Raw genomic sequence first — 22,991 nt, 5'->3', positions numbered from 1 at the left:
ACAAGCTACACATGACTGTTTATACGTTTTTTCGTATAAAGCTTTCGCTACTATATGCTATACACGACCGTTTATATGTTTTTTCGTACAAAGCTTTCGCTTATTACACGCTACACATGATCGTTTATACGTTCTTTCGTATAAAGCTTTCGTTACAACACGCTGTACACGACCCTTTATACGTTTTTTCGTATAAAGCTTTCGTTACAACACGCTGTACACGACCCTTTATACGTTTTTTCATACAAACTTTCTCCTGTTACGTCATCTCCTCTACACAAAAGGAGTATCCAGTAGTCAGTTTTCACTGACTCACTAGACACCCCATCATGTTGAGTATTATATATTTTCTTGCTTCAATGCATCAATAATATTTTCTCGTTTTAGTTTGGATGTCGCATAAAACATCGTCGCAATCACGATTGTAAATACTGCAACGATCGTAATCGTCAGCGATAGCCAATGGAGTCGAAATGCAAAATCAAACATACTATCTGACGCACGATAAATCCCATACATACATAGGATACTGATCGGAATACCGTACAAGAGTGCCTTTAAACCATAGAAGTAACTTTCATATTGCATCATTTTATTAAAACCACGCGGTGTCATCCCGATCGATTTCAACATCGCAAACTCTCGTTTCCTAAGTGCAATCGTAGTTGAAATCGTATTAAATATGTTGGCTATAGCAACGGCAGAAATCAATACGATAAACCCGTAAGTAAATACGGACATTAATGTTATCATCTGCACATCTCTTTGTCGCATAGTATACCAATTTCTCATATACAAACTCTCGTCTATTTCCAATATCTCTTGCTCTGTTTGCATCGGTTTTTTACTTGTCAAATACACACTGAACGACTTATCCGCTACCTGTTCTGAAATAAACGGAAATTGTAGCGCTACTTCTTCCGAAACAACAATGTTCATATTTTGGGGATAACTCCGTTCACCGCCAAGCGGTATTTCATCCGTTGTTGCAGCTATCCCTACTTCGTATTCCTCCGTCGGTATAAACTCGTGATTCTCACCACGCTTTCCTTGCATTAATACTAAACGATCACCGACTTTAGCTTCCATTACTTTCTTTTCCACATATTTTTTCAAGTCCTCATCTTTATAGCGTATTGTATCTTGCACAATCACCGCTGGTTTTGTTACATCGAATAATTGCTTACTATCTACCCCTATCTGCGCTGCATAAGCTTCCATACTTTCCTTATCCAATATACTTATATTTAGCGATAAGGGATAACGTCCATTTTCATCGAGAGATGTCGTCAATTGCTCACTCCGACTCATCGAAGGATGTATCGTTGCTTCAGCGAATTGCGCTTCCGTTATATAAGCATAGCCGCCCATTCCTTTCTTGGCACTATAAGCTTCTACCGTGTCTAAGGCTGCGATTTTTTGTAGTATTGTAGCTTGCTCTTCTTCTGGCATATTATAAATAACAATATCGTAATTTTCTCCATCTTGCGTGAGCAAAAGCGATTTCTTCATCACATCTGTAAAATAAGTAACCGATAAAAAAAGGACGATACTAATGACTAACGAAAAGACGGTCACTTGATATTTACGCTTATTTCGCTTCAAATTTTTCAATGCAATATCTGCTTCCATACCGAATAAACGTCGAACAATTCTCGTCGTTCGTACTTTCTTCCCCGTTAACTTTATATCTGGTGTTTGTCTTATCGCTTCAATCGCTGTCACTCGTGACGCTCTCCTTGCTGGAATATAAGCTGATAAGGCTATCGTAACCATCGATACAACAGTAGCTACTAATAAAGCAGCTGGTGATAAGAGCACTTCCAAAGGAATATTAAAGTCTAAAGCTTGTTGTAATGTATCATTCATAATCTGGAAAGTAACCCATATGCCGAGCCAACCGAATATTAGTCCTAGTGGAATACTAATTACTCCAATTAAAGCCGCTTCGAAAAATACCGAATTTCTCTTCTGTACTTTGGTTGCACCTATGCTAGATAACATTCCCAAATAACGAGAACGCTCTGAAACAGAAATAGCAAATGCATTAAAAATTAGTGAAATAGAGCCGACCATAATAATTGCAATAATGATCGCAGCAAGGGAGTATAGTACCGTTCTAAAATTATCATCCTGCGTTATCCCATCATAGCGCAACAAACTATTATTAAACGATAATTGTTGCTCTGCTAGCCCGAGAGATTCCATTTGATTAGAACCATAACTATATATACTCCCATTTATTTTATGAGTCGTAACTAATGCAGATATTTGCTCGCCATTATCGGATTCCGCCTCTACGATCACTTCGTCCAATAATCCAATAACAGGATAGGAGCTCCATGCTGTAATCCAGTTGGGTAACTTCACGACACCGACAATCGTCACTTCGAGCTGTCTATTCACTTGCAACGATTCGCTGTATTCTACTTCTCCATCTGTATCTGTCTGTCCATAAAATACATGCTTCCCTAATACCTCTTTGGAACCATCACGCTTCGTACCCATCCGCTTTCCAATATCGAAATTTACTTTCTCTCCTAGCGAATAATCTAAGCCAGCCATCTTAATTAAATCTTCTGTAACGACAACTTCTTGCGGATTTTCTGGTAGTCTTCCGTTAACTATTTCAAGTGGAAAATGGTCGAACCCTGTTTTATTAAAAAACTCAAACTGAAGATACGGTCTTTGTTTATCTTGATTATTTTCCGGCTGTGCATAACCCAACTCTTGCTTAACTACAACCTTATCTACTTGCTTCTCTGCTCTTATATCCTTTAGCTGTTTCTCTGTAATAGCATTGTATGCAATATGCCAATAACCATTATCTTGAATCTCTCGCTTTTTCATCAAATCTTGAAATGATACACTAATCGTCGCGACTGCCATCACCATCGCTACCGAAATGATGACTCCGATAATCGTAACGATCGTCCGCCGTTTATTAGCCTTCATACTGCGAAGTGTTAGTTTGTTGACAATATTCATGGACGTACCACCTCGTCCCTCGCAATTCTGCCATCCTCGATCGTAATCATCCGATCTGCTTGCAGAGCAATACGCTCATCGTGCGTAATAACAACCAGCGTCTGATTAAACACCCGATTAAACATACGAAGTAAGTCGATGATATCACCGCTATTACGACTATCCAAATTTCCAGTAGGCTCATCTGCCAGCATCAATGCAGGTTTTGAAATAAGTGCTCGACCGATCGATACCCGTTGTTGTTGACCTCCTGATAACTGATTAGGCAAATATTGCAATCGTTCATTCAAACCTAGCTTGTCTACAATACTTTCTAATTGTTGTTTATCTACTTTTTGTCCATCCAATAACATCGGCAGTGTCATATTTTCTTCAACCGAAAGGACCGGAATTAAATTATAAAATTGATAAATTAAACCGATTTGTCGTCTGCGAAATATTGCTAATTGTGTTTCATTTAATTTATAAATATCTGTCCCATTAATGATGACTTGTCCACTCGTTGGACGATCTACGCCACCAAGCATATGCATAAGTGTTGATTTACCAGAACCAGAAGGACCGATAATGGCTACAAATTCACCTTTTCGTACAGAAAAAGAAACATTATCAACCGCTTTTACTTTCGTATCACCTTTGCCGTACACTTTGGATAACTGCTTTATTTGTAAAATGTCCATTGTTCCAACCTCCATCTATTCATAACCAAAGCATAAAGCAGGCAGATGACTTTCTCGTGACTGTTAAGTGACAATATTGTCATTATCAATGAACCATTACGTCATTGAATCATTGCGTCATCTACTATTATTTCAAGTTCATTTGCTAAGTCAGCCACTCATGCCGCTATTCATGTTGTTTATAAAACTTCAGATGAAATGTTGTTCCTTTCCCCGCTTCACTATATACATCAATGACACCACGTTGACTAGTAACAATACTATGGGACATCGATAAGCCGATCCCTACACTATTTTCACTTGCTTGCCTTCCCCGAAAAAAACGTTTGAACAAATATGGCAATTCACTTTTTGCCATACCTACACCGTTATCTTCTATTACAATCTCTACGTATAACGGATTTTCTCCATAACGAATAGCAATTTGACCACCTACTGGCGTATGCTCCACATTATTTTTCACAATGTTCAGCAGTGCCTCCTTCGTCCAATTGCTATCACAAACTATCATCAATGTTGGATCGCCTGTCATCGTAATGGTTTGTTGCTTCAGTTCACTAGTAATTCGAATAGGATCAAGCGCTTGTTGCACGAGCTGCTCTACTGCTATCGTTTCTTTTTTAAAAACAATCGTGCCCGAATCGATTTTGGACAGCTTCAACAAAGACGACACCAGCCAATCAATTCGCTCCAATTGAGCCGTAATCTGACCAGCAAACTGCTGACGTTTTTCATGTGGTAGTTGATCATCGGCTACTAATTCACTCATCATCATCATCGATGTCAGCGGTGTTTTTAACTGATGAGAAATATCTGAGATCGCTTCCGTCAATTTTTGTTTTTCTATTTGTAATTGTTCATTATGTTCGGATAACAAAGCCGACATTTTATAAATATCACTTTTCAATATACTTAATTCACCTTCACGATGATCACGCACATCCAAACTATAATTGCCATTACGGATTTGTTGCAAAAACTCTGATAACAACCGGATTTGTTTATATCGCCACCTAGTAAATATGGAATAACTACCTACTAATAACCCAACAGTGATAGCTGTCCAAACAGCAGCATTATTCGAATAAAAACTAACGGCAACGACTCCACAGCTACCAATTAATACACTAACTACTAACCAAATAACATACTCTTTATTACGTAGCATCGTCTCTACTCCCCCGCTTTATAGCCCAACCCTCGCATCGTTTTAATAATGACCGGCTTCTGCGGATCATCTTCCAGCTTGTCTCTTAGTCGCTTAATATAAACTGTTAACGTGTTATCATTTACAAATTCGCCGGCGATATCCCAAATTTTTTCTAATAGTTGATCTCTTGTTAGTACTTGACCAATATGATTAGAAAATATGAGTAACAACCTATATTCCAACGCTGTCAAAGCTATCTCATTTCCCTGTTTAAATACTTTTCCTTCTTGTGGATAGATTGTAATATTAGCAAGTATAATAGCACCTTTTGGTGATGTTTGTCGTTGGTAACGACGCAGCACCGAATTCATCCGCGATAACAACTCTCTAATCCGGAATGGTTTTGTTATATAATCGTCTGCTCCCATGTCCAATCCCATTACTACATTCACTTCGTCATCCAGCGCCGTCAAAAAAATAACCGGAACATCCGACCTTTCCTTTACTAGTTTGCATAACTCATAACCACTACCATCTGGCAGCGACAAATCGAATAAACACAAACTAATGTCATCTAATTGTTCCTTTATAACGGTAGCCGCAGATGCAAAATCATAACAAATAATCGTCTCGTACGCTTCTTGCTGTAGGGAATATTCTAATCCAAGCGCTATCGCTTTATCATCTTCGACCATTAATACTTTCATCTCTATACCGCCTTCGCTACATATAGTATTAACAGTATCATCTGTTTTACTATTTTCATCAATGAGTTCTCCTTATTATTACATATTATGGAACGAAGTACTATGATTCGACGGGAAACACCAAAAAAGCTAAGCTCTGATATGAGACATATCAAAAGCTTAGCTTGCTAATTCTTTTTTTACACTATTTTTCTACTGAGCAATAACGCAATTTCCTCCCTGATACGCACTAACTGACTATCAAAATCGCCGCCTAAAGTTAAAGGAATACCGATTTGCATTAAGCCAGCACCACTCATCGTAAATGCTGCTTGTTCGTCCGTTAACCCTACATATTCCACACGATAATGGACGGATGGATGTAAGTTGGCTAATCGTAATCGATTTGGACTATTACCAAATTGCTGTGCATGTAAAAATGTAAACACGACAGCTTCATCCGCTTCTTTGCTCGTATATTGAATCGCTGTTAGCTCGCCATGTCGTGGCGATTGCAATCGATGCTGCTGTCCTTGTTGTACTAACGTACGAATTTGTTTATACGTGTTAATATGCGCTGCTGCTTCTACTAGTTCTTCTGCCGCCCACTTGTTCAAATTACCGCCAATCCCAAGAGCACCTGTCATCGCCACATGAAAACGATATGCTAACGACACACTACGCTTATTCGCATGCCCTGGTGAATCCGTCACCCAACACATCATCGTCTGTGGAGAATACATGTAAGAAAATCCTTCTTGAATTTTCAGTCGATCGAAGGCATCAGTATTATCGCTAACCCATGCTTGTTCCGCATAACGCAGCATTCCAAAGTCAATACGCCCACCACCACTAGCGCATGTTTCAAACGCAACATGTGGAAATTTGACACGCAAATGCTCCCAAATATCATAAATATGATACACATGTCGCACCCACATTTCCCGCTGCTGAGCAGGTCGTACATTCATATAACCCGGTTCACTAATCGCTCGATTCATATCCCACTTTATAAACGAAATATTGTTTTCCGCTAACAGCTTACTCATGAAATCGATAATGTACTGCTTCACTTCTGGTTTAGCAACATTCAATACTAATTGATTGCGAGCTAATGTGCTTTCTCTATGAGGAAAATGATAAATCCAGTCCGGATGTGCTCGATATAAATCACTATCTGCATTTACCATCTCTGGCTCTACCCATAAACCAAACTCCAAGCCAAGCGCATTAACTTGCGTAATTAATTCACCTAGTCCGTTAGGAAACTTGTCCCGATTTACATACCAATCGCCAAGCCCTGCCTTATCATGATTACGCTCGCCGAACCACCCATCATCAATAACAAATAGCTCAACTCCCATATCCGCTGCTTTTTTCGCTAGGGCGACTTGTTCTTCTATTTGCACATGAAATTCCGTTGCCTCCCAAGAATTATAGAGAATTGGGCGAACGGTATGTTTCGTTACTTCTGGCATCACATACTGACGATGATATTCGTGCATCACTCTACTCATTCCACTAAAACCACTCGTCCCATACCCACCAACAAATGTCGGTGTTTCAAACTGTTCCCCCGCTGCTAATTGCCAACTAAAATCAAAGTCTTGTATGCCACCAACGACACGCAAATGATGAAAGATCGATTGCTCGACTGTTATTTTCCAGTTACCACTCCACGCTAATGCGCCAAACCAAACAGCACCTTGCTGCTCCGTCGCTGTACCATTATCAATCGCAAACCATGGATTAGCATGGTGGCTCGTAATACCACGACGGCTATCCATCACATATTTGCCGACCGACATAAGCTGCTGCTGCACTTGAAATTCCTCTTGCCACTTTCCCGTTACCGATGTTACTCGATATTGTTCTAGCGCGGGTATATTCCACACCGCTGATTGGACAGTTTCCAGTTGCACAGCCGTAACTCCGTTATTAATAATCGTCGCTTTACGTTCGATCACATTCAATTGTCGAATAACTTGATAGATGAGCGTTACTTGCAACGGATAATGTTTGTCCATCAGTGTCAATTCTAATGTGTGATTACCCACTACTCGATAGCTGCTATATATTAGTTGCAGATCACGTACATGATCATCGAAAGTTACCTTTAGAGCAGGCTCCGTAAAAATAAGCCCACCCCAATCCGTATATTCTTCTCGTTCTCGTTCCACTTCGGTATCAAAATGCGAATGATAATACGGCGTAAATAGCGACGCTAGATCATCTAACTGCACTTGTTCGCCCCAATGACCGTGCAAGACATGCCCCTTACTGCTCACTCCGATGCCATAGCTCATCTGCTCCGTATTTAATAAAAACAATAGTCGTTGCTCATCTACTTTTATCAATAAAATTCTCCTCCTACTTATAATTAACCTTTTACCGCTCCCGCTGTCATACCTGAAATTATATACTTTTGACCAACAGCATACACCACAATAATTGGAAGCAAATTCAGAATCATCGCTGCTGACACTAAGTTCCAAGAGCTAATATACGTACTAAAGTAATTATACATTACCATAATCATGCCCCACTTACTCGATGAATTTAAAAAGTAAAGCGGTATAATAAAGTCATTCCAAGCATTTAAAAAGTTAATAATAATAGCCGTCATTGTTACTGGCTTCAGTAATGGGAAAATAATGCTCATAAATAAGCGACCACCACCAGCACCATCAATAATCGCTGATTCATCTAACTCTTTAGGAATACTGCTAATAAAGCCGAAATAAAGAAAGATCGTAAACGGAATAAACATGGCACTATAAAGTAAGTAAGCTCCTGTGTACGTATTAATAATGTTCAAAAATTGCAACACTTTCATCGTGGTCACATAGTTCATCGGCGCTACTAAACCTAGTAAAAAAATATTATAAAAGATCATATTTGCCCGTGTTCGATTACGAGAAAGGACAAAAGATGCCATCGCCGATACAACTAATGTAATAAGCGAAGATACGCCCGCCAAAAGTAAGCTGTTAAAGAAAGAGGAAAAAATTCGTTTATCACTTAATACTTCTGCGTAGTTGCTCCACATAAACTTGCTTGGTAATGCTAAACTCATCGTCGCTGCTTCCGTAACCGTCTTAAATGAGTTAAAGAGAATCATCAGAAACGGTACGATTATAATTAAACTTAATATCCAAGCGATAGCTTCTTTCGCTATATTCCAATACTTACGTTGTTTTGTCATCAGCTATCCGCGTCCTTTCTCGTAAATAACGTAATAATCCCGATAGAAATGATCGCAAGGAAGATAAACATAACGACCCCTAATGCCGTACTATAGCCGTAGTTCCCCATCGAAAAATGATTAAATACGGTAATATTAATAACTTCTGATGATCTACCTGGTCCACCATTTGTTAAAGCGAAAATAACGTCAAACACTTTTAATCCCGAAATAATACTGAGCAATGTATTAATTAAAATCGATGGAGAGATCGACGGTATTATTATCTTCGTTAATTTATTCCAGTAATTAGCACCATCAATTTCACTCGCCTCTAATGTTTCTTTCGATACCGTTTGCAAACCTGCCAAAAATATAATCATCACAAAGCCCGCTGATTTCCACACCTCTACCCCAATCGTAGACCACATAACAATGTTCGGATTTTCTAGCCAAGCTTGTGTCAGTCCTCCTAGTCCAATAGAGCGTAATCCTGTGTTTAATATACCGTGTACTGGGTGTAGTACTTGTTGAAACATCAACCCTACAATTAAATTGGAAATAATAATCGGTAAAAAATAAATCGTTCGCAATAAACCTTTTGACTTAATACCTTCATTCAGCATTAATGCTAATGCTAGTCCAATCGTTACTTTTAAAATAGTTGTAAAGAAAGCGTACATTAATGTGTTTTTAATAAAAATAAAATTACTTGCATCACCGAATATTTCTTTGAAATTGGCTAAACCGATAAATTTTACTTTGTCGCTCATCGCATTCCAATTCGTTAACGAATAATAAAAACCTAACAAGCTGGGCAATAAAAATAGGACAAAGAAAATAATTAGCGCTGGCCATATAAACTTTTTGGAGTAAATCTTATTTATATACATCGCTGTTCCCTCATTATCGAATAATTTTAGTTAGAAAAAGAGAGCTGCATTGTCGCAACAAACGAGCAGCCCTCTTTATTCACTTAGGAGCATTAACAAAAGTTGTAGTTATCGACAAACAGAACAATTACTCATTTGCTGCAAAAGATCTCGCACGTTCTTTGTCTATTTCTTCTAATACTTGCTTAGCAGTCTTGCTACCTAGCATCATTTCTTGTATATATTTTCCGATGTTCGTATTATCCCAATAGAGAATACCGTATTCCATATCTAATCCTTGACCACCTGGTGTATTTTCCATAATCGTTTTACCAGCTAGTGATGGCTTGCCTTCTACATCTACAAATGAAGGATTAGATTGTAAATCCGGACGACCGTCATAAAATTTCTGCAAGTTTTCTGGCTCTGCTAGAAAATCGAAAAATTGTTTCACATATGGTAAGTTTGCTGAATCTTTATAAGCTACTCGCATATTTCCACCTGCGGAATGAGAGTACATATCGTTACCAGCTAAAGGAATCGGGAACATCTCCCACTCATCAGCACCCGAATCAGGATACTTCTCACTAACTTCCCCTTGATACGATTGATACATAACTACCATTGCAGATTCGCCTGTTCCCAATGCTTCATAACTAGAATCCCATGCGTTAGATAGCGAATTTTCACCAAAATAACCTTTGTCGTATAACTCTTTAAATTCGTTCAAATATGTTTCAAACTCAGGTACATCTGCAAATTTCATTTCATTGCTATTCAATTTGTCATATAAGCCCGGGTGAGTTGCTGCTGCTTTCGGACCGTATTGTGAAAACCAAACCGCCCAATACCAAGCATCTTTCCCTACCATATAAAATGGTCGTTTTACTCCGTTTTCTTTGAGCGTATCAATGACTTGCATCAAATCTTCTTTTGTTTTTGGAATAGACAACTGATGTTTATCAAACAATGCTTTGTTGTACAATACTCCCCAACCATCAACGTTCCAAGTCATAAAACCACTGATTTTATCATTGATTGTAGTACCCATCTTCGCATATTCTTGGTATCGATCTACCCAAGCTTCATCTGATAAATCTGCAAAGTACTTTTCTGGCAAATATTTTTGTGCGCCTGACCCAGCACCAACCATAAATATATCGGGCACTTCACCAGAAGTCATTTTCGTTTTCAATACGTTCGTATATTGATCATCCGGTACAATTTGTAAATCAACTTTAATTCCCGTTTTTTCTGTAAAAGCTTCAATTAGTTCTGAATCTACTTTGGAACCTTTGTTCATCCAGTTTTGTGAAGATACGAATACTAGCTTTACATCTTTCACTTTTTCTGGCTTATCCGTTTCGGCAGGAGCAGTTGGTTCTGTTGTAGCACTATTATTTCCTGTATTATTCTTCCCGCCATTATTGCCACCATTGTTGCCCGATCCACATCCAGCTAATACAACGGATACAGCGAGTAACAGTATAAAAATAGACAGCAACGTTTTTCTTTTCATTACCATTGTTATTCCTCCCTTTTCTATATACGAGTTAGTCTTGATCGCTTCGTTTTCATTGTAACCCCTTTCACTGATTAGATGAATATCATTTACTGACTTCAAGATGTGGATTATACTGACTTGTTGCAGTTTTCATTTTCAACTTGTTTCTGGCTTTTATTATGCTATAATCAACCATACTAAATGATAAGGCGGAGAAAACAATGATTAAATTCAAAAGTATTCAATCGAAACTATTTGTTAATTATTCTTTGCTCATTCTTATTATTATGGTTATCCTTGGGGTCATCTATTACATTTCTACAGCGCAATTATTAACAAAACAAGCGGCAGATTCCAGCAGTCGATTGGCGCTGAACCTATCTGATAAATTAGATGCTCAGTTTCGATATATGGACTCTATCGCGGAACGCGTCATTAGCGCTGAACCAGTAAAGCAACTATTTTATTCACAAAGCAACGAAAAGGAAGTTACTTTCCTCCATAATAAATGGGATATAACCAGTATGCTATTTTCGATTACCGGTACTCCCTTTCAATTTTATCAACTCAATATTTTCGGATTAAATGGTCATTTTGTGAAATTTGGCAAAGAGTATGATGTATATGATACGAGTCCCGCATTCATCGCTGCCAAGCAATGGACAAAACCAGTGCTCGTTAATGATGGTCGGAGAACGATATCGACACCTCGATTAGATGATTCACAACCAATAGATGATAAAACTCCACTTATTCTATCATTATCTCGCGCTTTCTCAGAAGTTTTCGGTGCCAAAATGGATAGCATTGTAGAAGTGCAGGAGAAATACGATACGATTGCCGATATTATTGTTCGCTCTATTAATCCGCACAACGATCAAACAAGTGCACCTATTCATGCCTATATATTTAACGAGCAAGGTTCGCTTATTTATCCACATCCGACTGTTCAGCAACAATGGAAAGGAAAGGAAGAACAGTTACATGAACAAGCTGCTCTTTATTGGGAACAATTGGCACTGCAAACACAAACACAACATACGTTTACAATGACTACCCCTTTATCTACAAATACAGATAGCGTTTCTTTTACCCGTTCACCATTTACAGGCTGGACAGTTGCACTTGTGCAATCGGAAGCGGATTTATTAGCTCCAGTAAGCACTTTCCGAAATCAGTTGCTTTTCTTTGGAGTGCTTATTTTATTAGTCACGTTAATCGTTTCCTTTTTTGTAGCCAAAGGGTTAGCCTTGCCATTGAAGCGGATGCGTAAATCAATTAAAACACTCAGTTTAGAAACGTTAGAACCAAAAATGAACACCGAAATATCGCTCAATGAATTAGAAGAATTAAACCAAGCATTTATTGAAATGTGTGAACGGTTAAAAATTTCGTTAGAAGAAGTGGTTGCTGCGAAATCTCATCAATATCAAGCGCGTTTATTCGCCTTACAAGCGCAGATGAATCCTCACTTTTTGTACAATACGTTAGCGACCATTAGCATTAAAGCAGAAAACAATGATCAACAAGACATCGTAGCGATGTGTTATAACTTGTCTGATATGTTGCGTTATATCGCCGTAGACAATGCCAATCCCGTCTCTATTCAACAAGAATTGGCTTATACTGAGCAGTATTTACAACTCATGAAAGTACGCTATACGACACAATTTTATTATGAAATAGCTGTACCAGAAAACTTGCAGCAGTTAGAAGTGCCACGTTTAATTATTCAGCCGATTGTAGAAAATTGCTTTAAGCACGGTTTTAAGCAAAAACCACCTTGGCACATTATAATTACAGGTACCGTTACAGTTACCGACTGGCAATTGACCATTAGCGATAATGGTGCTGGATTTAGCGAGGAGACGCTGCAACAACTAACACAGCTTACTTCTAAAGTAACGGAACCACTGCAACCAGCAAACATGTCAGAACAAATCGGATTAAGCAACATCTACTATCGTCTAAAATTAATTTATGGAAACCAACTTCTCTTGACGTTTAAAAATGGGGAAAATGGGGGAGCTAGCGTTACAATCGGCGGTGGAAAACTATACAGCATGCATCCAAACAACGGAAGGAGGATTAGCGATCATTATGGAGAATAAACCGATGTATCATGTCGTCATTGCTGAAGATGAGCCGCTTATATTAGACCATATTGTTCAGAAAATATCGCAAGCTACAACACAATTTCAAATCGTTGGTACGGCTCATGACGGAAGTGATGCTCTTGCACTAATTAAACAGTATGAACCAGACATACTATTTACAGATATTCAAATGCCCGAAATGGATGGGCTATCCCTTGCTGCATTAGCAAAACAAATATGTCCGCACTTGGAAGTAGTTATTATTAGTGGCTACAATGATTTTAGCTATGCGCAGCAAGCAATTCGAATTGGTGTGTCCGACTATCTTTTGAAACCAATCAAAATGGAACAGCTAGAAGCGATTGTTACTGACATCACACAACGATTGAACAAACGATTACTTGCGGACGAACAGCGGATGGTCGAAGAAGCTTTACAAGGGGGGAAATTTCGGGGCAAGCCATTATCCACTGTGGATTCCTCCTGGAAAGCACCTCTCCAGCTCATCTCTATTACACTTGGTAATTTATACACATACGCTCCCGATCTGCTCGATATGGACTATTTCCACCGACTATGGGCGATGATCGACTGGGACAAGCTACTTCATAATAGTAATTTACCACTATCGCGATGGTGGATGACAGAAGATATATCGTACAATCAACGATTTCTTATTATTCGCTATGCTCCAAAATCCGCTGAGGCGTCTAATGAAGATAAAATTGAATATAAAGTTGAACATAAAGCCCAAATCGCAGCTTTTTCAGCGCATATCCAAACAACGATTACAAACTATTTATTACAGTCTATGTCTGTAACAGTAAGTACTACGATTACCCCGACAACGATCCAGCTACTAAGAGACAATGCCCGTACTATTCGGCATGCGTTAGAGCGTTCAAGTTTATGCTGCACTTCCTCTTTGTTGTTTGTTACAGATGATAGAATAGAACAGCAACCTGCGCCGAAAGATATAGCAATAGAACAGGTACAAATAAACGCACTAAAGCTACTGATGAAAGAACAACAACTAGTACAATGGCAACAGCAATTGCGACAATTACTACTCCCAATGATGAGTGAACCTATAACACAGCGTCATTTGGAAATGGTCATTCAACGGCTCGCTCAACAACTACTTGCTTCCTTAGAAGCTGATACTTCCATGGCAAGTCAACTACTTGCTGCTGAAATAATCGAGACCATCGCTGCCGCAACAGAACCCGAACAGCTAGCAACTGACACTATACAAATCTTTCTCAGTCACATCAGTCCCTTGTTGCAAACACGCAAAAAATCGACAGATACTTCCGAGCAGCTTTATCAACAAATCGCTCAGTTCATTCAAACAAATATGAGCAAACCAATAACAGTCTCAATGATAGCCGATCATTTTAACTTTAACTCCTCCTACATTATTCGTGTGTTCAAACGATACAGCGGCGAACCACCAATGAAATATTTAACAACATTACGTGTAGAACATGCCAAACAACTAATGATTGAACAACCTGAACTAGACATTAAACATATTGCAGAAGTAGTTGGCTATCCTGAACAACAATACTTTTCCCGAGTTTTCAAAAATGCGACCGGGCTTAGCCCAACCGAATTTCGCGGCTAAACTGCCTATGCAGTTTTTTATCTCGATGAGCATTGCATTTCATTCTAGTGATTTAAGCTTTGTAGGAAAAAACGTATAAACAGACATGTGAAGTGGGTAGCAACGTAGGCTTTGTAGGAAAAAACGTATAAAAGACTTGAGAAGTAGCTAGTAACGTAGGGCTTTGTAGGAAAAAACGTATAAAAGACTTGAGAAGTAGCTAGTAACGTAGGTTTTGTAGGAAAAAACGTATAAAAGACTTGAGAAGTGGGTTGTAATGTAAGGTTTCATACGAAAAAACGTATAAATTTGGCTTTTGGAAGGTTGTAGCAAGCAATAAATAAATAAAGCAAACACAACAAAAAGGATAGTAACATGAAGGCAACAGGCTCGAAAGCGACAGGAAACCGCCTCGCTACTTTTCTAGAAACGATAGGTGGACTACTATCTATTTTACTTCTGTTCACCAAACTCTATCGTATATGACCACGTTGCTGCTCTTCCCGCTGGAAGTAGTAACGTTTGCTCACGTTCATAGGCTAGTGCTAAGTTATCATAATAACCGTTGCATGGCTCGAGGGCAACCATTCGTTGCTTGTTATAATGCCCTTCATTAATCCATAGCCCAAAGTAAGGTAGCTGCTTGCTATCCCAATTCATTTGCAAGTACTCTCCCGTATTTTCTTCGACTAAAGCAGCTTGTCCATCCTCATATGGCTGATCAATATAAAACTTCCGAGAATCCTCCGTAGTCACAGGTGCTACTTGATTAATCGCAATCCCTCGTTTATCCAAGTTATCATTTGTAAATGTATACGTTTGATTAGCGTTATATCGCTTGCCACCCACGACACATAACATATCTGCAGCATCTTTCGGAATGTGAATACGTGTATAATCGGTCGCGGTAAATAACGGATGTGCGCACCAAAATAATGCGAGTTCTTCTTCCGCTTTACTAGTTACTGTGTAGTTGAAACGTAAACAACTATCCGTTACAAATGCTATCTCACGCTCAAGTGAATACGGTAAAGCTTGTCCAGCAACTGTAGTGACTAGTTTGTTATTGACAACGGAAGCAGCCCATGGAATCGACCATACTTCCCCATGATCGGGCAACAACGCACCTTCATATTTCCCCTCGACCGGGTAATTACAAACGTTAATTGTTGGAAAGCATTCATCGTAGCCATGCATCACTGCTTCTGAAAAATCGTCACCGTAATTTGTCTGCCGAACGACTGCCTGATGAGGAGATTGGACTAACCATTCTTTTGCTGTTGGTTTATATTGCAGAGATACAATACTCGCCCCTTGGTCCGGTAGCATCACTAGCTTTACTTTGTTACTTTCCATCGTAAAGGCACGTACTTCATGAAAACTTGTTTCTGTTATACGAAATAGCGAATGAGACATCGAAACCTCTCCTCCCTAGCAGTAATTTCACATGGCATTATCATTTTTTATTATTTATCATTACTTAAAATCGCTTCAATTCGTGTAAGGTGTTCTTCCGTAAATGACACTTGATCAACAACCTGACAATTTTCCGCTATTTGACTCGCTTTACTTGCACCAATAATGACAGAAGTAACACGTTCATCATGTAATACCCAACTTAATGCTAATTGGGCTAACGATTGTCCTCGTTCTTCCGCTATTTGTTGCAATTGTTTTATTTGCGCTAACTTCTGTTCCGTAATATCTTTCGTATGCAAAAATGGGCTATGTTCACTCGCTGCTCGCGAATCAGCTGGTACACCATGAAGGTATCGATTTGTTAATAATCCTTGTGCAAGTGGACTGTAAGCAATAAATCCTGCTCCACCATCATCAAGCTGTGCTAGTAATCCATCCTCAACTTGACGATTAAACATAGAATACGGCGTTTGATGAATAAGTAACGGCGTGCCAAGCTGTTTTAAAATATCCATTGCCCGCTTCGTATCTTCTACATTGTAATTCGAAATAGCTACATAAAGCGCCTTTCCTTGGCGAACGGCATGATCAAGTGCCATCATCGTTTCCTCTAACGGTGTATGAGGATCGGGACGATGCGAATAAAAGATATCAACGTAATCCAATTTCATCCGTTGTAAACTTTGATCCAAACTTGCTAGCATCGTTTTACGAGAGCCCCATTCACCATAAGGACCAGGCCACATGTAATAGCCTGCTTTGGTTGAGATGACAAGTTCATCTCGATATGGACGCATATCTTTTGCTAAAATTTCACCAAACGTTTCTTCAGCCGAACCAGCAGATGGTCCATAATTATTAGCTAAATCAAAATGAGTAATGCCCAAATCAAACGCCGTTCTAACCATCTCTCTAGCATTTGCTAAAGAATCAACATCTCCAAAATTATGCCATAACCCAAGTGAAATTAAAGGGAGTTTTAATCCTGATTTTCCACTTCTTCGATAGTTCATTGACTCATACCGCTGTGCATTTGCCACGTAAGACATATCAACACTCCTCTATAAATTTAATTCTACCATTGACTGCGCAATACTGGGGTAATCGGTAATTAAACCGTCGATCCGGTACTTCAATACTTCCTTCATATTTTTCGGATGATTCACCGTCCACACCCATACTTCTCGTCCAGCTGCATGAGCCGTTTCGACTAACTTATCTGTGAGCATAATTTGTTCGATTGTATAGAAATCAACATCTAGTGCCGTCAAGTTACCAAGTGCAACGTATAACACTTGCCCAATTTTGATCGTAGGCTCCAATGTCCGCATATAGCGTAAAGCTTCTTTATCAAATGCTTGCACATATACTTCTTCTTCCATTTCAAACGACTTCACTTGTCTTACAACTTCTTCAACTAATTGTGTAGCTGGGCCATACGGCTTGAGATCGATAAGCAGCTTTACTTTGCCTTTTGCCGCTGCCAATGCTTCATATAACGAAGCGATATAGACGACTTCACCACTACTATCTTTGCCGATAGAATATCCACCTAACTCTGCATAAGAGAGAGCAGATATCGCATGCGTTTCTTTCGCCAGACGTTTTAACGTCTGATCATGATGCAAAACGGCTACACCATCCTCTGTTAATTGAACATCTATTTCAACCGATTGATATCCCTTTTCTATAGCAGCTGTAATCGAACGTAATGAATTTTCGGGCGCCTCTAATGTATCACCGCGATGAGCCGATATAACCACATTCCATTTTGCATAAACTAATCCTTCGCTCGCTCTAAGCCCGACGAATATAGTAATACCAACATAGATCACCGCTACTACAGCAATAACTAATTTAGGACGAGCCAGCAATTTCAAACGATTGATAAGTTTATTTTCCCATTTGCCAAGCTTACTATAATAAACATGCGCACGATCTTGCGGTCTATTTCCTTCCCCATAATTAAAGTAATAATATAATCTTGTTAGAAATATCAAATTAATCGGCATTACCAGCAACGCCATCATATAAGCAAGTATCGTTGAAATAGTCAATGAATAGTGACTAGAAAACGCTTTGAGTAAATCGAGATCGAGCCATACTGGCAAATAGGAAAGAGCCGTTAATATCAGTATCCCTGAACCAAGTACAACGGCGTTAAATAATAAGAGAACACTTAATATTCGCCAACGTTTTCCGCTTGTTAATTTTTGACTGCTACGAATCGCTTCTGTAATCGACTGTCCTTCCAACATAATAAAATGAAGCACAAATATCCATCGTAAAACGACATAAACCACTACTATTACAATAATAGAATAAATTAACGTCATTAAAAAAGAGGTGTTCAACACTTTATTTTGAAAAAAAATGGTGGTGTTAAACAAATTATAAAAGGATTCTGACAAAGGCGAATCAATGAATGGAATGAAAATCAATAAGAAAAACAATAACTGCACAAAACCGAATCCGAGCAAACGAGGTGTTTTGCGTAGCGTCGTTATTAACGCATCTGCCATTGTAATTTTTTTCTGAAAATAATTTTGTTGAATCATAATAACAAGAACGCACAACTCAATAAATAGAGCGAACGAAGCAACTAACCCGATAATAATTAGACCACTAACTCCTTCTATACTCATACCAATACGGTACACTTCCCCATTAAGTAGTGATCCAGATCCGACCACCATTAATATACGGTTAAATATAAAAGTAATTACTGGAATAATAATAACGCTAGTTAGTAACATAAATAAATATTCAAATGCTAACAACCGTTTATATGAATTGCGAAAATCACGCAAACTTTTACTTAGAATATGAAACATACCATCACCTATTTATCGAAGTATCTTTTACATTATACTATTGAATGATAGCAGATTGAAACCGTGGCCATTCATCTTTTTTTATCAAATTACTATCAACTTATGAATTGGTACTTGCAATTTTCAAAAAAGAAGCTCTCTTACAATGAGGAATTATATTTCTTCCTGCTATTGCAAAAGAGCTTTATTCTTACTTCACTTCCAATAGCTTATACTGAATAATTCCAGCAGGAGCATCAACTTTAATCAAAACACCTGCTTGTTTACCAAACAGTTGCTTGCCTAGCGGGCTCTCGTACGAGATCATATGGTTAATAACATCTGCTTCAGCCGGACCTACCAAACGGTATTCCAGTTCCTCGTCAAATTCCAAATCGTGCAAAACTACCGTTGAACCGATACCTACTTTTCCAGTAGCTGCTTGATCGACGACTTGAACTGTGCGTAGCATACGTTCTAACGTTAAAATTCGTGTTTCCATAAATGCCTGATCTTCTTTGGCAGAATGATATTCACTATTTTCTTTCAGATCACCGTACCCGATTGCCACTTTCAATCGTTGTGCTAGTTCTTTTCTACGAGGGCCTTTTAAATGCTCTAATTCTTGTTGAATTTTTTCCAAGCCTTCTTTAGTTAAGATGGTTGTATTGTCCTGCATTAACATCCCGCCCTTTCACTTCACTCCTATCTTACCTTATATTAAGGGTGAAGTCATGTTTGTCACAAAACTATTTTCGTGATTTTTAGCATGACCATGCTATAATACAAACAATTAACTGATATTATTTATATTATTTTAACCACGTTAACTTTTACGGAGGAATTTATTTCATGGACTTTTTAGCAATCTTTTCTTTTCTTGGTACAGCTATGTTATTAACGATTATGCCTGGACCAGATAACATGTTCGTCCTTGCTCAAAGTATATCGCAAAACAAACAAGCTGGCTTTGCCACTACACTTGGCTTATGTACAGGGCTGCTCGTTCATATTACAGCGGCTGCCGCTGGTATTTCAGCCATCGTTTATCAATCTGCCTTCATCTTTCATGTGGTGAAATATGCGGGAGCTATCTATTTACTCTATCTTGCCTTTAAAGCATTTCGCAGCCATACTTCTAATCCGACGATCGATGGGAAACCAGCCGAAACGTATCGCGCGCTCTACAAAAAAGGTGTCATTATGAACGTGCTTAACCCAAAGGTATCCTTATTTTTCCTAGCCTTACTACCACAGTTTGTTAACAATCAATCGTCAGTTCCACTTCAAATGATCGGTCTAGGGTTAGTGTTCCTAATCCAAGCATTTTTTATTTTTAGTTTAATCAGTATTTTCGCTGCAAAAATTGGTAACTACTTACGAAAAAACAAAACGATTGCTAGCAAACTTCCTCTTGCAGAAGGAACTATCTTAACATTGATTAGCTTGAACATCGTCTTTAGTAAACAGTAATGGAAAATTGTTGCTTCTATTTCCTTATGTAAGCTACATCCTTTCTTACTCACCGATTTCCTAGTGACAAACATCACGCAATGCCATTCGGAAACCGTTTATACTGAAATCAGAAAGGATGATCTTTGATGCACATCATAACAAAATTTTTTAAGCTTGTAGAACTTCCCACGAAAGTAGCCAGCATGATTCCCTTCTTGCTCGGTTCCTTGTACGCTTGGTATTACTTCGATACCTTTAGTACGCCTCTATTTTTATTAATGCTCGTTTCTTTACTTTTTTTCGATATGACAACGACAGCGATTAACAATTTATTCGATTATGTCAAAGCAAAAAAACGACATGGCTACGGTTATGAAGAACATAATGCTATTGTTAAATATAAGATGAATCCCATCTTTGTATTTATTCTTATACTAATCATGTTTTTAAGCTCCGTTTTTGCTGGTCTAGTGCTTGTATCACAAACAAATTTAGTTGTACTTGTCCTCGGTTTTTTATCTTTTGGCGTTGGAATATTGTATTCATTTGGTCCTATACCGATTTCTCGTATGCCATTGGGTGAATTGTTTTCGGGGTTATTTATGGGGTTTGTTATCACTTTTGTTGCTGCTTATATTCATAGTGATGGCGGGCAATTAGCAACGATTACTCTGTTAGGTAGTCAATTATCGATTAACATCAATATAGTCGAAATATTGCTTATTTTACTTATCTCTATACCGACTATTTTGGGAATTGCCAACATTATGCTAGCAAATAACATCTCTGATATTGACGAAGATATCGTAAACAAGCGCTATACACTTCCACACTATATTGGAAAATCCAATGCGCTCTACTTATTTCGCTACTTATACTATGCTTCATACTTAGACATACCTATCTTAATTTATTTGGGCGTTCCATGGTGGCTAGCGCTTGCTATTATCATTACCGTTATTCCAGTCCACAAAAATATTAATACGTTTGTAGCTGCTCCATCTAAAGGAGGAACATTTCATCTTGCCGTAAAAAATTTCATTATCATTAGTATGGCACGAGTGATTGTACTGTTTATCGCTGTTTTACTGCAATAGAACTAGGATGTAATTGTTTCTTTGCAGGCGTATCCCCCTCGCTCAGTAGCAACGAATACTACATTTTGTTGTTAACTGAGCAAGAGGGATACGCTTATAAACGTTCAACCTCTCCAGCGATCAACCTTTCAATCTTTTACTTGAAATTCTATTGCCAATGGAACAGTTTCAAACGCTTCTAAATTGGTCGAGCTGTCTAATGTTTGGATTATTTTGACTATTCGATATTTACCTGCTGTTAGTTGCGATGGTATGTAAAGTGGTTGCTGGAACGTTTCTCCCGGCTGACTACGATTTAATTGCGACGTAAAACCCCAATCTTCCTTAAAGTTTAATGAGTACCACTGCTCATTTTCAAATTGTTCAATGAAATAGTCGTCACCGTAATAGATAATATCTGGTCCGTAATTTTTTAATTCTATGGTAGCAGCTATGTCTTGCGCAGAATCGAACTTCGCTTGATCAAGCGTCAATGCAGCATTCACTTTTTGCGGTGTTACTTCAACTACATATATAGCAGTGTCTATCACTTGCTTTTGTTCATTCAGTGCTTCTAAGCTAAGTAAGTAGAGGCTGTCCTTCTGATTAGGTAGCTCTACAGTATAGGGATCAGTAGAGGTACTATCGTCAATAACCACTTTCATCTCCGTAAATTGTTCATTTATTGCAACTAAACGATAACGAATTTGAATATTTTTCGTAGTGTCATTCCACGGTTTAAACGTAATCGCATCACCAGGTCTATAATATAAAAGATTATTATCTCGTAGGCTTTGAAAAATAACGTTTGTCCGTTCAGACAATCCTGTTAGTTCAGCAAGTTTGGGGATAATGATCGAATCGTCAAGATTGTATTTTTTCATTTGTACTTGATCAGTCTTTCCCGCGTTAGAGAAAAGTTCGCCCCAACGAGATGCTTGCTTTTCATACCCTTCAGCTGCTTCACCTTCTTGTTGATTGTCTACTTTAGATGTGCAAGCCGTCAATAGAAGAGTTATCAAAATAATATAGGGAATGATACAACGTATGCTTAATTTCCTTCCATTTTGGTCATTTTCGTTGAAAATTGCTATCCCCCCTGCAAGAATTTACACACCAGAGAATGTGACGTTATTTAAGTGTTGTAGCAACTGACCCTGGGTCGTTCGGACGTAACTTTTATCGCGTGAGGTCTTAACATTTACTGTGAAAATTGTATTAGGAGAATATAATAGGATTTTATACGATAATACGTACAAATATCCAAATAAGTATGGAGATAGGTCAGTTTTATAAGAAAAATCATATAAAATGACCCCGATAATAGGTTAAGCATAGTAAAGTCCATATAATTGTGTAAAATGCATCTGGAAGAAAATAAGAAGAGCCATGATGAATTATTTCCTTTAGAATGAAGTTGTCGAGACGACATTCAATGGAGGGATTCATCATGACTCAATAT

General features: G+C 38.4%; 17 protein-coding genes. 4 read left to right on the top strand and 13 right to left on the bottom strand.

Going from position 1 to position 22,991, the window contains the following annotated elements; translation table 11 throughout:
* Positions 1-339 precede the first annotated feature (339 nt).
* The 8 genes from ACFSTH_RS12650 to ACFSTH_RS12615 all read right to left on the bottom strand — a co-directional run bounded on the left by ACFSTH_RS12650 (position 340) and on the right by ACFSTH_RS12615 (position 11,085).
* Complete coding sequence (locus tag ACFSTH_RS12650; protein ID WP_377770333.1) at positions 340-2,988, bottom strand: FtsX-like permease family protein; 2,649 nt, start codon at positions 2,986-2,988, stop codon at positions 340-342.
* Positions 2,985-3,668, bottom strand: coding sequence for an ABC transporter ATP-binding protein (locus ACFSTH_RS12645; RefSeq protein WP_377770332.1), 684 nt, complete (start codon positions 3,666-3,668; stop codon positions 2,985-2,987). Before ACFSTH_RS12645 ends, ACFSTH_RS12650 begins: the two co-directional genes overlap by 4 nt.
* A 166-nt stretch (positions 3,669-3,834) precedes the next feature.
* On the bottom strand, positions 3,835-4,836 hold the full coding sequence (locus tag ACFSTH_RS12640; RefSeq protein WP_377770331.1) for a sensor histidine kinase: 1,002 nt from the start codon (positions 4,834-4,836) through the stop codon (positions 3,835-3,837).
* A 5-nt stretch (positions 4,837-4,841) separates the two neighbouring features.
* On the bottom strand, positions 4,842-5,525 hold the full coding sequence (locus ACFSTH_RS12635) for a response regulator transcription factor (protein ID WP_377770330.1): 684 nt from the start codon (positions 5,523-5,525) through the stop codon (positions 4,842-4,844).
* Positions 5,526-5,704: 179 nt separating this feature from the next.
* A complete protein-coding gene (locus ACFSTH_RS12630; protein WP_377770329.1) occupies positions 5,705-7,861 on the bottom strand; it encodes an alpha-galactosidase in 2,157 nt (718 codons plus the stop codon).
* Positions 7,862-7,884: 23 nt separating this feature from the next.
* Entirely contained in the window at positions 7,885-8,709 is an 825-nt protein-coding gene (locus ACFSTH_RS12625; RefSeq protein ID WP_377770328.1) for a carbohydrate ABC transporter permease, read from the bottom strand.
* Positions 8,709-9,581, bottom strand: a complete 873-nt coding sequence (locus tag ACFSTH_RS12620; protein ID WP_377770327.1) for a carbohydrate ABC transporter permease — start codon at positions 9,579-9,581, stop codon at positions 8,709-8,711. The genes ACFSTH_RS12625 and ACFSTH_RS12620 overlap by 1 nt, the downstream gene beginning before the upstream one ends.
* Positions 9,582-9,708: 127 nt before the next feature.
* Positions 9,709-11,085 carry an ABC transporter substrate-binding protein gene (locus tag ACFSTH_RS12615; RefSeq protein WP_377770326.1) on the bottom strand — a complete coding sequence of 459 codons (1,377 nt, stop codon included), beginning with the start codon at positions 11,083-11,085 and terminating at the stop codon, positions 9,709-9,711.
* Positions 11,086-11,285: 200 nt separating this feature from the next.
* On the opposite strand from ACFSTH_RS12615, the gene ACFSTH_RS12610 reads away from it, so the two are divergent.
* Together ACFSTH_RS12610 and ACFSTH_RS12605 are read left to right on the top strand one after the other, a co-directional pair.
* On the top strand, positions 11,286-13,175 hold the full coding sequence (locus tag ACFSTH_RS12610) for a sensor histidine kinase (RefSeq protein ID WP_377770325.1): 1,890 nt from the start codon (positions 11,286-11,288) through the stop codon (positions 13,173-13,175).
* Positions 13,165-14,787 carry a response regulator transcription factor gene (locus ACFSTH_RS12605; protein WP_377770324.1) on the top strand — a complete coding sequence of 541 codons (1,623 nt, stop codon included), beginning with the start codon at positions 13,165-13,167 and terminating at the stop codon, positions 14,785-14,787. The genes ACFSTH_RS12610 and ACFSTH_RS12605 overlap by 11 nt, the downstream gene beginning before the upstream one ends.
* A 432-nt stretch (positions 14,788-15,219) precedes the next feature.
* On the opposite strand, the gene ACFSTH_RS12600 is transcribed toward ACFSTH_RS12605, so the two are convergent.
* The 4 genes from ACFSTH_RS12600 to greA form a co-directional block, all read right to left on the bottom strand.
* Positions 15,220-16,182, bottom strand: a complete 963-nt coding sequence (locus tag ACFSTH_RS12600) for a hypothetical protein (RefSeq protein ID WP_377770323.1) — start codon at positions 16,180-16,182, stop codon at positions 15,220-15,222.
* 50 nt (positions 16,183-16,232) lie between these two features.
* Positions 16,233-17,234 (bottom strand): L-glyceraldehyde 3-phosphate reductase, encoded by a 1,002-nt coding sequence (gene mgrA / locus ACFSTH_RS12595; RefSeq protein WP_377770322.1) that lies wholly within the window; start codon positions 17,232-17,234, stop codon positions 16,233-16,235.
* A gap of 12 nt (positions 17,235-17,246) precedes the next feature.
* On the bottom strand, positions 17,247-19,019 hold the full coding sequence (locus ACFSTH_RS12590) for a glycerophosphoryl diester phosphodiesterase membrane domain-containing protein (protein WP_377770321.1): 1,773 nt from the start codon (positions 19,017-19,019) through the stop codon (positions 17,247-17,249).
* A 190-nt stretch (positions 19,020-19,209) separates the two neighbouring features.
* Positions 19,210-19,677, bottom strand: a complete 468-nt coding sequence (gene greA / locus ACFSTH_RS12585; protein ID WP_377770320.1) for a transcription elongation factor GreA — start codon at positions 19,675-19,677, stop codon at positions 19,210-19,212.
* Between the two features lie 173 nt (positions 19,678-19,850).
* On the opposite strand from greA, the gene ACFSTH_RS12580 reads away from it, so the two are divergent.
* A complete protein-coding gene (locus ACFSTH_RS12580) occupies positions 19,851-20,471 on the top strand; it encodes a LysE family translocator (protein ID WP_377770319.1) in 621 nt (206 codons plus the stop codon).
* A 128-nt stretch (positions 20,472-20,599) separates the two neighbouring features.
* Entirely contained in the window at positions 20,600-21,550 is a 951-nt protein-coding gene (locus tag ACFSTH_RS12575) for a 1,4-dihydroxy-2-naphthoate polyprenyltransferase (protein ID WP_377770318.1), read from the top strand.
* Positions 21,551-21,678: 128 nt separating this feature from the next.
* Here ACFSTH_RS12575 and ACFSTH_RS12570 read toward each other — a convergent pair whose 3' ends face one another.
* A complete protein-coding gene (locus ACFSTH_RS12570; protein WP_377770317.1) occupies positions 21,679-22,536 on the bottom strand; it encodes an immunoglobulin-like domain-containing protein in 858 nt (285 codons plus the stop codon).
* Between the last annotated feature and the right edge of the window lie 455 nt (positions 22,537-22,991).

This window comes from Paenibacillus yanchengensis (assembly GCF_042684845.1).
GTDB lineage: Bacteria > Bacillota > Bacilli > Paenibacillales > Paenibacillaceae > Pristimantibacillus > Pristimantibacillus yanchengensis.
Note: the sequence above shows the minus strand (reverse complement) of the source record. Positions and strands in the feature narration are given on the sequence as shown.